This is a genomic window from Entomoplasma freundtii, from assembly GCF_002804205.1.
Lineage (GTDB): Bacteria > Bacillota_I > Bacilli_A > Mycoplasmatales > Mycoplasmataceae > Williamsoniiplasma > Williamsoniiplasma freundtii.
Genome location: NZ_CP024962.1, coordinates 216787 through 229237 on the forward strand (window position 1 = coordinate 216787; position 12451 = coordinate 229237).

General features: G+C 33.9%; 9 protein-coding genes. 4 read left to right on the forward strand and 5 right to left on the reverse strand.

All coding sequences use genetic code 4. The features are described 5' to 3' along the window. Positions 1–141 precede the first annotated feature (141 nt). From EFREU_RS00955 to EFREU_RS00975, 5 genes are all read right to left on the reverse strand, one after another. Positions 142–1086, reverse strand: coding sequence for a 1-phosphofructokinase family hexose kinase (locus EFREU_RS00955; protein ID WP_100609165.1), 945 nt, complete (start codon positions 1084–1086; stop codon positions 142–144). Positions 1087–1113: 27 nt separating this feature from the next. After that, entirely contained in the window at positions 1114–3279 is a 2166-nt protein-coding gene (locus EFREU_RS00960) for a PTS transporter subunit EIIC (protein WP_100609166.1), read from the reverse strand. A gap of 24 nt (positions 3280–3303) precedes the next feature. After that, positions 3304–4053 (reverse strand): DeoR/GlpR family DNA-binding transcription regulator, encoded by a 750-nt coding sequence (locus EFREU_RS00965; RefSeq protein ID WP_100609167.1) that lies wholly within the window; start codon positions 4051–4053, stop codon positions 3304–3306. Between the two features lie 195 nt (positions 4054–4248). Beyond that, positions 4249–5610, reverse strand: coding sequence for a phosphopyruvate hydratase (eno, locus tag EFREU_RS00970; protein ID WP_100609168.1), 1362 nt, complete (start codon positions 5608–5610; stop codon positions 4249–4251). A 128-nt stretch (positions 5611–5738) separates the two neighbouring features. Continuing rightward, the gene (locus EFREU_RS00975; RefSeq protein WP_157844558.1) at positions 5739–6428 is read right to left on the reverse strand and encodes a glycerophosphodiester phosphodiesterase; all 690 of its coding nucleotides are present in this window, start codon (positions 6426–6428) and stop codon (positions 5739–5741) included. Positions 6429–6682: 254 nt separating this feature from the next. Between EFREU_RS00975 and pfkA the strand changes: the two genes are divergently transcribed. The 4 genes from pfkA to EFREU_RS00995 all read left to right on the forward strand — a co-directional run bounded on the left by pfkA (position 6683) and on the right by EFREU_RS00995 (position 12320). Continuing rightward, positions 6683–7654: a 6-phosphofructokinase gene (gene pfkA / locus EFREU_RS00980; RefSeq protein ID WP_100609170.1), complete on the forward strand. Its 972-nt coding sequence runs from the start codon at positions 6683–6685 to the stop codon at positions 7652–7654. A gap of 62 nt (positions 7655–7716) precedes the next feature. Next, the gene (pyk, locus tag EFREU_RS00985) at positions 7717–9153 is read left to right on the forward strand and encodes a pyruvate kinase (RefSeq protein ID WP_100609171.1); all 1437 of its coding nucleotides are present in this window, start codon (positions 7717–7719) and stop codon (positions 9151–9153) included. Between the two features lie 194 nt (positions 9154–9347). Beyond that, entirely contained in the window at positions 9348–11282 is a 1935-nt protein-coding gene (gene thrS, locus EFREU_RS00990; RefSeq protein WP_100609172.1) for a threonine--tRNA ligase, read from the forward strand. Between the two features lie 75 nt (positions 11283–11357). Beyond that, the gene (locus EFREU_RS00995) at positions 11358–12320 is read left to right on the forward strand and encodes a Gfo/Idh/MocA family protein (protein WP_100609173.1); all 963 of its coding nucleotides are present in this window, start codon (positions 11358–11360) and stop codon (positions 12318–12320) included. The last annotated feature ends 131 nt before the right edge of the window (positions 12321–12451 follow it).

Sequence of the window (12451 nt, forward strand, 5' to 3'; positions counted from 1 at the left end):
ACTCTTTATTATTGATTCCAGAACCACTCTAAAATAAAGCGAGTAAAAAGTTCTAAAAATTTACAATTGCTAATTGTAAATTTTTAGAACTTTTATTTAGTGGTGATGGCTGACAATAAATAATTACTCTAAATATTCATTTTAATTAAAGTTTGTAATTGGCAACGAGTTAATAGTTTGTTTTAATTCTTGAATAAGACTAAAATCGGCAATTCTAGTCGAATAAGCGGTTGCGCTTCCACAAATAACCCCTGTTTTTAAAGCAGTCTGATAGTCTTTATTTTGCAACAATTCACTAAGAAAACCAGCAAGCATACTATCTCCTGCACCAGCAGCATTAACCAATTGATGAGGTCAATTACCAATTGGACATTTAAACGCCTGTTCCTTAGTTACAAAGATTGCTCCGCGTGAACCCAAGGACACCAAAACATTTTCCGCTCCTTTATTGATTAAAAGACGAGCTGCCTTAACTACTTCATGATCCGTTTTGATGGTTAAGTTCGTAGTTATGGCTAATTCTTCAAGATTGGGTTTAATGAGGAATGGTTTTTTTTCAATGGCTACATTTAAACTTTCACCGAAGGAATCCACCACACTTCTTGCCCCTAAGGAATTACATAAGTCAACTATCTCTCCATAGATTGACGATTCGACCCCTTCGGGAATACTTCCTGACACAATTACAAAGTCATTTGGTTTAACGGTGTTCCAAAGGTGATTCCTTAATTTTTTTAATTCCTCATTGGAGATGTGACTACTTGGAACACTACATTCAGTTTGTAAGTCATCAATTAATTTAAGGTTAATTCTAATTTCCCCCTGACTTTGGAATTTGGTATATTTAAGGCCTATTTTGTCTAAACCTTTGTAAAAAAATTTCTCAAAATTTCCATTAGTAAAAATTAAGGATTCGGAATCAATATTTAAATTTTTTAAGAGCATTGCAATATGTATACCTTTTCCTGCCGGGTAGATTTCAGTGGCGATAGGACGATTAGTTTTATCTTTTTCAAAGTTGTCAAATTTTAAAATGTAATCTAACGCCGGACTCAAAGAGATTACATGAATTTTATTTTCAGTCATTTTTTCCTCTTCATAAATGTTTTTACTTTATATTTTTAGTTCTAACTTATTTGAAGAAATTTGAATATTATGAATAGCATTAAAATACGCTTTTTTATAATTATCAAAATCTCGATTTGTTAGAGATTCTAGATTGGTAATTGTGTTTTCAATATTGCTATAATGTTTGTCTGATTTTAAATTGATATCATCAGTGAGTTGATTTATAGTTTGTTTATTTTGATTAATTAAAGTTTGTAACTTAATGATTTGTTGTTCTCTCTTTTCCGAACGATCTTTTCTTTTTAATGGTTTAAAAAGCACTTTTGCTTTTTTTCCTTTAGAAACTAGCACTTTTGCTTCTTGGTCCTCTTGAAGGGCGACTTGTTTTTTTAGCTTAAATTCTAAATTATCTGTTTTTGCTAAAACTTTGGCATAACTTTGAGTATCTTTTTTCAAGGTTCTTAAATTAGTCGTTTGTTTTTTTAATCTTTCATATTCAAAATTAATTTGTTTTTGTTCGGCAGTTTTAAATCTTTTTAATTTTTTCACAAGATTTTGGTTTAATTTTTTATTTTGGACATTATTTAATAGGTTGGTTATAAAGTTATCTATTTCGCTAGCTAAAGTGCTGTCGCTAGTCGCGAACTTATTTTTAACCTTGTTAATATCGTTAACATTTTTTTCTTTATTACCCAATTTTCTCTGGTTTGTTTTTATTATGGCGATAATTTTTTTGGCATCAGAATCTATTTCACTACCAATGCCCTCCTTTTTAGCAATTTTTCTAGTAATTTTCATTGCTAGAGTTTTTTCAGTTTTTTGCTCACTTCAAAGAAGGTAAGTCAGGACAATCCCAAAACCAATAGCAAACAAATCAATTAGAATAGCCCCTACTAAATTTTCTGTATAGGCTAAAAATCCAACAATTCCGCCTAGTCCTGCCAAATTGTCTAACCGAACATTAAAAATCCCAATTAGTCAACCTGATAAACCACCAGCAATTACACCAGTAATAAACGGTAAACCTTTAGGTAGATTGATACCATAAATACAAGATTCTGTAGGCCCAGAAATTATCCCTGGAAGTGCTGCTGCAAAAGCGGCAGATTTGTCAATGCTTCTTTTGCTTTTTAAACCAACAGCAATCGTGGCCCCCATTTGGGCTCAAGCAGCAGCGAAAGCGGCTGCTAAAAATAAAGATGGTTGGCCATTCGCAACAATATCGGTTACGGCTGCGAAGAACAGAATATTATGTACTCCTAGAACTACCAATGGCTGTCAAGTTAAACCGACTACTAAGGCTCCTAAACCAAATGGTCACTCCATAATCCAATTGAAAGCTATTAGTAGGGCATTTTCAACAACTCTCATAATTGGCCCGACGATAAAGAAAGCTAATAGACCACCGATTAGAAGAGACAAGAAAGGATTGAGAATAAAATTAGCGACTGGGTGGAACCTTTTATCCATTTGTCTTTGTGCAAAAGCAATGAGTGCTCCAATGACAATAAAAGCCAAAATGGTTGAATAAAATGGTTGAATTTTAATTTCTCACAATCCCAAACTTGTTAGTTTGATTCCAGCCTCGGGGATAATTGGACTCACCATAATTAAGCCTAGGGCAATGGCAATTGGCGCATTACCGCCTAAATACCGGACGGTGGATCACATTGCTATAACCCCCATCATTTTAAAACCAGTACTGGCAATTACATTCAAAACATAATCAAAAATATTATAATCAGTACCTAAAATCGCTCCTTCTTTTGTTGGATCTGACGCTAGTCCTGACCTAATTAAAATTTGTTGCAAGGCCATAATTAAACCAACTCCAACTAAGAAAGGAATTAATGGGCCAAAAATTGCTGAGACAGATTTTAAAAACCTTTTTCACAGAGGCACATTTTGTTTGACAAGATTGTTCGTTTTAAAATCGACGTTAGTTGATTTTAACTTTTGGGAACTTTCTTTGACATAAGTTGTTAATTCTGAAACACCCGCGCCGATTATTAATTGTAATTCACCATTGGACCAAAGAGCTCCGCTGATTCCCTCAATCTTTTTCAATTCTTCAATATTTGCTCGAGAATTAACTCTTAAGGTTAAGCGCATTCTTGTTGCACAATTATAAACATCCTGGATATTTTCTGACCCACCAACTTTTTCTAAAATATTGGCTACTAATTTTTCAGATTTTTCACTTTTTTTCATAGACCCTCATATTTATAAAATTTACTAATTAAATTTTGCTAAACATATTTCTCGATTGTAATCCGAAGGTTCTTTCTCGCTTATGAGAACAGTTTCTTTTTTAAGTTCAATTTTGATCCGATTTTTTAAATTAAATTTGCTTGAATCCATTAGCATTCATGAGTGGTGAGAATTTTGACTGACTTTTTCCTTAATCATTGCTTCTGAAATATTAGTTGTATAAAAATTATTATTTGCCAAACCATTACTTCCAAGAAATGCTTTATCAAAAAAGAAATTATCCAAAAATTTCAACGCTAATTCACCGGCGGAGGCATGAGTGGAAGGGATAAGTCTGCCACCCACAAAATAGACTTCCATATCTTGTTCAATTAATGCCAGGGCAATTGAATAACCGTTAGTAACGATTTTTATTTTTTTGTTTAATAAATATTTCACCATTCTTTTTGTTGTGGTCCCGGTATCCAAAAACACCAAATCACCATCATTAATCATAGAAGCTGCCTTTTTGGCAATTTTATCTTTTGCCTCAATGTTTAATTTATCTTTTTCTTCATCGAATCTTTCAGGCATATTTTTTTGGTTATTATTTATTGTTATCGATTTTGCTCCGCCATAAACCTTAATCAATAAACCTTCATTATGTAATTCGTTAATGTCAGTGATTACTGTTTGAATGGTTGAATTAGTTAATCTAGATAAGTTTATGTTTTTGGCAAACCCTTCCTTATTAATTACTTCCAAAATTTTTATGCGTCGTTCGTCTTTAAGCAAAATTGTTCCTCCTGGCTCTATTTTATTCTAATAGTTTAAAAAAGTTTAAAAAAGTTTAAAATAAATGGCTTTGGATTTTATTATTATCAAAAAATCACTTATTTCTTATAATTTTAAGGTCTCTAGTTAATTATTAACAAAAAATACATGGTCTAAAGACCATGTATTTTTAAATTATTGCCAATAGTTAAAAGACTATTTAGCGTTTTGTAAGTTATAGAAAGCATCCATTCCTGGGTAAATAGCATTTTCTCCAAGTTCTGATTCAATTTCTAATAAACGGTTGTATTTTGCAATACGGTCAGAACGTGACATTGATCCAGTTTTGATTTCTCCAGCATTAAAGGCTACAACTAAGTCAGCAATTGTTGAATCTTCAGTTTCTCCTGAACGGTGAGAAACAACGGCAGTTCAACCAGCTTTTTGAGTCATTTGAATAGCTTCAATAGTTTCGCTAAGAGTTCCAATTTGGTTAAGTTTAATCAAAGTTGAGTTAGCTGCTTTTTTAGCAATTCCTTCTTTGATGTATTTTGGATTAGTAGTAAATAAGTCATCTCCAACGATTTGAACTTTGTTACCAATTTGAGCAGTTAATTTTGCAAAACCATTTCAATCTGATTCGGCAAGTCCATCTTCAATCGAAATAATTGGGTATTTAGCAACAAGTTTTTCAAGGAATGAAACCATTTCATCACTAGTTAAAGCTCATTTTTGTCCAGTTAATTTTTCGATTTTTTTGAAGTGGTATAGTTTGTCATCGAAATAAAGTTCTGAGTTAGCGCAATCCATAGCAATCATGATTCCGTCTTTACCAGCTTTATAACCAGCTTTTTCAATAGCTTCAACTAATAAATCAAGCGCAACTTCTACAGGAGTTTTTGCTTTGAATTCATCAAGGCTATTATTTTTGTATGCTCAAGCAAAGTTTGGTGCAAACCCACCTTCATCTCCAACAGCAGTAATATCACCTTTTGATTTTAATAATGATTTTAAAGCTTGGAAAGTTTCACTTGCTCATTGCACTGCTTGGCTAAAAGTTTTTGCGCCAACAGGCATAATCATGAATTCTTGGAAGTCAATTGCTGAATCGGCATGAGCCCCACCATTAATAACATTTAACATTGGGACTGGTAAGATGTGACCACTTACCCCACCAATGTATTTTCATAATGGCATGTCTAGTTCGTTAGCAGCAGCACGTGCACAAGCTAATGAAACTCCTAAAATGGCATTAGCTCCAAGATTTTTCTTAAACTCAGTTCCATCAAGTTTTAACATTGTGTTATCAAGTGTTAATTGATCAGCAACTTCTAAACCAATTAATTTTGGCGCAATTTTATCATTAACATTTTTAACAGCTTTTAAAACACCTTTGCCATTATAACGTTTAGAGTCTTCATCACGTAACTCTAAAGCTTCGTTAGCACCAGTTGAAGCTCCTGAAGGCACTTTGGCATTTCCATAACCACCGAACTCAGTTCAAACTTCGACTTCGACAGTAGGCATTCCTCGTGAGTCTAAAATTTCACGACCCACAATTTTTACAATATTTGACATTTATTAATATTCCCTTTCTTTAGTACTTCTCTACCGCTTAATTATAAAACTTTTTAGCAAAAAGGCACTATTTTACTAAATGATAACAAGTTTGAGTCCCCAATTTAACAATCTTTTTTAGAAAAAAGCTAAATCTTTAAGAGACGATTACTAATATAACCATGAATTAGCGAAGGCGGATAAATACTTTGGACATGCTTGATTTCGCTTTCATAATTAAAGGTTCAAACCATCATTGGTTTGTTCAACCCCAAATAATGACCATAGTTAACTTTTTTAATAACACTTTCAAAGTAAGGGTGAATATAATCGAAATGGTTAAATAACTCTCGATCTAATTCCAATCAACTAGCAATCAAATAACCTCTTTTAAAAGCATCGTGGTCCAAACTCGTAATCCATCACAAAACATCTTTATTAAAAGAAGAGACAATAATTTCCGCTTTGGTATGTTGTCTTAATTTATGTAAAGCATCATGAAATATTTTAAAGTCTTCTAAATCATATTTTTCCGCTTTTATTTCCACATTCATTATTTGATAATAAGGAACACATTTATCTAGAAATGTTTCCAACAAAAGTGGTGGAATATCTTCGGGATGTTTTTTTAGAAACGGTAATTCTAAAATTTCACTATATGTGAGGTTTTTTACAAAGTGTTCAGGGGCCTCAAAACGAGCAAAATTGCTATCGTGAAAAATAATAATTTGTTTATCTTTGGTGAGGCGAATATCGAACTCCACACCTAAACAAATTTTGAGTGCTTTTTCAAAGTCAATTAACCGGTTTTGGCCAAACCCGCGGTGAGCAATTAACATTTTTTCCTCCATCAGTCTAATTTGGGGCTTTTTTTCGATAAATCTTCAAAATTCATCTTAATATCCCAAACTTTTTAAACAATTTTATTATTCTCCTTTTCAATGGTTAAAGGTGACGTCAGGCTTCAGTTTGGTGTTTTTATCACGTTAGTAATAGGGAAAATTTGCGTAAATGATACAAAGAAAGCACCACAAAAACACGAAAAATAGTTATATAATCAAAAATATTGACACATTTTTATAAAGGATAGTTTATGTTAAGAAAAATCGGAATTTTAACATCAGGTGGCGATGCCCCAGGAATGAATGCTGCAGTAGCCGCTATTATCAAAACAGGGATTGCCAAAGGCTTGGAAGTTTATGTTGTTGAAGATGGTTATAAAGGTTTAGTTAATGGTTGCATTCAAAAAGCCGATATTGCTTTTGCAAGTGAAATTCAAAGTCGTGGAGGTACTGCGATTGGCTCAGCTCGTTTGCCAGAATTTCAAGAATTAGCCGTTCGTGAAAAAGCGGTCATGAATTTAAAGAAATTTGGCATCGAGGCTTTAGTTGTCATTGGTGGAGATGGCAGTTATATGGGAGCACAGCGATTAACAGAAATGGGCATTAATTGTATTGGTCTACCTGGCACTATTGATAACGATATTGTTTCATCAGACTATACTATTGGTTTTGATACAGCTTTAAACACAATTGTTGAGGCTATTGATCGTATTCGTGATACGATGCAATCGCATAACCGTTGTGATGTAGTTGAAGTAATGGGAAATAAATGTGGTGACTTAGCCTTATATGCTGGCCTTGCGACAGGTGCTGAAATTATTTCGACAAGTGAAGATAAACTTAGTGAAGAAACAATTGTTTCCCAAGTTAAAAAGCTTAGCGAAGCTAGCAAGCGTTCGGTTATTGTACTTGTTTCCGAAAAGCTTTATCCAGATGTTCATAGTCTTGCTAAGAAAATTGAGGAAGCTAGTGGTTATATAACTCGAGCAACAGTCTTAGGACATATTCAACGTGGTGGTACTCCTAGTGCGATGGATCGCTACTTAGCAACTACTATGGGTATTTTTGCAGTTGAAGAACTCCTAAAAGGCCATGGAGGACTCTATGTCGGTCAACAAGGTAATGACTTAGTAGCCCGTGATATTCAATCCACTTTAAATATGGCCCGTAAGGACAAAAGCCAAGTCTTAGCCGACGCTCGTCTCTTAAACTCGCAAGTTTAAAAAACGGTTTTAAAGTGCTAATATACTTATGTATTTTAGAAATTAGAGGAGATAAAAAATAAATGACAAAGCAAGAATTGCTTATGCGTGGGAAACGTACTAAAATCGTCACCACTCTAGGGCCTTCAACTCATGAACCAGAAATGATTGAAAAATTATATGAAAAAGGGATGACTACAATCCGTTTGAATTTCTCTCATGGTGATTATGAAGAACAAGGTTACCGAATTAAAGGAGCGAAAGAAATTCGTGAAAGGTTAAACCAACCAATTTCGATTATGCTTGATACTAAAGGGCCTGAAATTCGTGTCGGAAAATTCAAAGATGGGATGCAACAAGTTAGTGCTAACCAACAAATCAAAATTTACACTGATAGTGAAAGTTACGCTAATAGAGAAGCTGGTCAGGGAGAAATGACTGTTGCTTACGATATGTCACAAGATTTAAAACCTGGAGACAAAATTTTAGTAGATGATGGAAAACTTGAATTAATTGTTGAAACTGTAACCCCTGGTTTAATTGAAGCTAAAGCTTTCAATTCTCACAAAGTTAAAACTAACAAACGTGTAAACTTACCAGGAATTGATTTTTCAATGCCATTCATGTCAGAAAAAGACCACAAAGATATTGCGTATGGAGCTCAACAAAAAGTTGACTATATTGCCGCTTCTTTTGTTAATACAGCTGAAAACGTTCACCAAGTTCGTGCGATTTTAAAAGCTAACGGAGCAGAAGAAATCCAAATTATTTCAAAAATCGAATCACAATTGGGTCTAGATAACATTGATGAAATTATTGAAGCCAGTGATGGAATTATGGTTGCTCGTGGAGATTTGGGACTAGAAATTCCTTACTATGATGTACCTTACTGAGAAAAAGTGATGATTCGCAAGTGTCGTGAAGCTGGCAAAATCGTTATCGTGGCAACTCAAATGTTGGAATCAATGACTGATAACCCAAGTCCAACTCGTGCTGAAGTAACTGACGTTTACTTTGCAACTGAATTGGGAGCTGATGCAACTATGTTAAGTGGAGAATCAGCTGCTGGTTCATACCCATTAATCACTACTGAAGTGATGGCAACAATTAACCGTCGTGCCGAAGTTGAATTCTACAACAAGGGTTACTACCAAGTTCAATTTGAAAATGCTGTTAAATCAACTAGTGGACCACGTGCCGAAATTGCTAAATCATTAGCTGAAAAAACTCGTGATGGTCAATACAATTTCGCTATCGTTCTTTCAAGAACTGGGGAATTACTAAAAACAATTTCTAAATTCCGTCCTAACACTTCAATTTTAGGAGTTAGTGAATCAGATCGTCTATGAACTGCCTTTGGATGCTGACATTCAATCTTCATGAACCGTCATAATGACATAAAAGCTTTAGAAACTAACGATACTGATCTATCAGCTATTGCGAAATCTTGAGGAGCTCAAGTAGGCGAAAAAGTGCTTGTCGTACGTAACGAAGATATCCGTGAATTAATTGTCAAATAATAATTGACAATTCTAAATAAGTAATTTTTAATTTAAAATTTCACAATTTTAAAAATCTTAGGGTAAAACTTCCTTAAGATTTTTTTATGCTTAAAAATAAAATGATAAAATTTTCATTATAAGTTAAATATTAAATGCAACTTAGGAAGAATAAAGATTAGAAGAATATTGAATTCAAGAGGCCTTAGTAAAAAATGAAAATCAAACTCCTTGATGGCACAATAAAAGAATTTGCCACCCCTTTAACTGTTGAAGCAATCGCTAAAGAATTAAGTACCAGTCTTGGTAAAAAAGTGGTTGGAGCCCGCATCAATGATTGTCAAATTGTTGATAAAAATTTTTTAATTCAGGAGGACATCACTTTAGATTTAATTACTCCATCTCATCCTGATTACCGCTTATTTTTAAACCATACACTAGCCTTTTTAATTTTGGCTAGCGTTCAAAAAATTTCACCCGATACCAAATTAGGGACCGTTAGTTATGTTCCTGACGAAAAAGAGTTCCGCGCAACTTTTTTAAGTGAACCACGTTTTACGAAAGATGATTTAAACAAAATTACTACTACTTTGAATAAATTGCGCAAAGAAAAAATTACTACTTTTGCTTATGATAAACCGCAAATATTTAGAGAAATTTTCCAGAATCAACCTTTCCAATTAGCGCAAGCTGAAAAAATGTGAACTGAAACTGGTCATGTTCATGGTTACCAAATGGGAGAGACAAAGATTGTTGGTAACCAACCTTTGTTGTTAACCATCCCACCACTAGCGCAATTTGAATTACAACAATTAACTGGAGCTTATTGAGAAAATAATGCTAAACAACCAATGTTGCAACAAATTCACGGAATGATTGGTTTGAGTACCGAAGATTTAGCCCAAGAAAAAGCAGTTTTACAAAGCAAACGTGAGGCTGACCACCGTATTCTCAACCAGAATTTAGAAATTTTTGGTTTTGACCCATTAATCGGCGCTGGTCTACCACTTTGATTACCAAACGGAACTATAATCAAAGAAGAAATTAAGAAATATCTTCTTGAAAAAGAATGAGAATATGACTACACAATGGTACAAACGCCATTAATCGGTACAGTTGGGTTATACAAAACTTCTGGCCATTGAGACCATTATCGTGATGGGATGTTCCAACCTTTCAAAAGTGGTAAAGAGAGTGGGGAAGAATTTGTGCTTCGCCCGATGAACTGCCCTCACCACATTGCGGTTTACAAACAAAATATTCATTCTTATAAAGATTTACCAATCCGCCTAGCTGAGCATGCCTTACAATATCGTTACGAGTCATCAGGCTCATTAACTGGTCTAGAACGTGTTCGAGCAATGGAGCTAACTGATTCACATATTTTTGTTCGACCTGACCAAGTAGCACAAGAATTTAAAAATATTTATCAATTAATTCAAGAAATTCTTAAAACTTTTGATATTGAAGTGTCTTATCTTTCTTTCTCTACTCGTGATCCGCAAGATAAAGAGAAATATTTCCCCGATGACAAAATGTGAAATGAAGCCGAACACAATATGGAAGAAGTTTTAAAAGAATTAAATCTTAATTACCAAAAAGTGCCTGGTGAAGCTGCTTTCTATGGGCCAAAACTTGATATCCAAATCAAAACTCCTCAAAATCATGAGATTACTGTCTCAACAATTCAATTGGATTTCCTCCTACCAAGAAAATTCGATGTTACTTATATTGATAAGGACCAAACCTTAAAACATCCAATTATGATTCACCGTGGCTTAATTGGTACCTATGAACGTTTCATTGCGACTTTATTAGAACAAACAAAAGGTGTTTTACCACTTTGGTTAGCTCCGCGCCAAGTGGAAATTATTCCAGTTGGCGACGCTGGTGAAACCTATGCCAATGAAGTAGCTAAGTTGCTGAAACAAAACCATATTCGTGCTCATGTTGATACTCGTGATGAACGTCTATCATGAAAAATTCGTGAAGCCCAAACGCATAAAATTCCTTACCAAATTGTGTTAGGAAATAAGGAAAGTGACACCAAAACAATCACTTACCGCCGATATGGTTCGGAAAATCAAGTTACTTTACCAACTACAGAATTTTTAGAACTTTTGAAAACTCAAATCAAACAAAAAAAATAAAACCAAAGTCTAAAACCTTTGGTTTTATTTTTTAAATGATTATTTTATATAATAAATCCAAAAGGATGGTGCAAAATGCGCTGAGGTACAATTGGAACTAGTAAAATTACTGAAGAATTTATCAATGGCTTAAGAAAAATTAGCAACCAAAAAATTACTGCTTGTTATTCAAGGACAAAAGATACTGCGACAGCTTTTATTGAAAAGAATGCTCTTTTAACGGCGGTTGGGTTTACTAACTTTGACGCGATGTTGTCGGTGGTTGATGTCGTTTATATTGCTTCGCCAAATGGTCTTCATTTTGACCAAGCTAAATATTTTTTAAATAATCACAAACACGTTTTATTAGAAAAACCATTAACTTTTACAGTTAGTCAAGCAGAAGAATTGATTAAACTGGCTAACCAAAATGGGGTTATCTTAATGGAAGCCTTCAAAACGACCCATTTACCCCAATATCATGAACTGAAAAAATGAACCGAAAATAATCATGCTTTTTTAAGTACTTTGATTATGAATCAATATTCATCACGTATGCCAGAAGTAAAAATGGGTCTCTATCGTTCGGTCTTTGATCCGTTGCTTGGAAAAGGTTCAACCTATGACATGCTAGTTTACCCTGTAGAACTAGCGATTAGTCTTTTTGGCCCTGTAAATCGCCAATTATCCATGACATGGCGTTTAGAAAACAATGTTGGTTTAACTAACATGCTCCTTCTTGAGCACCATGGTGGGGTTTTCACAAATATCACGACTTCGAAAGCGGCACGTGGAGTCGCTCCTAGTGAAATTATCGGTCAAGATGGGGCGACAGCGACTTTTAGTCAATTAACAAGACTTCAAAATATGCGTTTTTATGAGTTACATAATAAAAGCCCTCTCAAAGAAATCAAAGGAAGTAATGAAAACCCCTTTGTTTACGAAATTAATGATTTTTTGGCCTTAGTTGCTAACAAAGACTTTAATAAAATGAATGATTATCTCCAAATAACTTTACAAACTATTGCAGTTTTAGAAAAAGTTGACCATGATAAATAATTAAAAAATTAATTTCCAAATTAAAAACTTAGAAGCGGAAACCAGCCGATAAATCGCGTTGTTTTTCCGCTTCTTGAACGTAGTTAAATGGTAAGTAAAGTGTTAAAATAAATGAGAAGTGCTTTCTAATT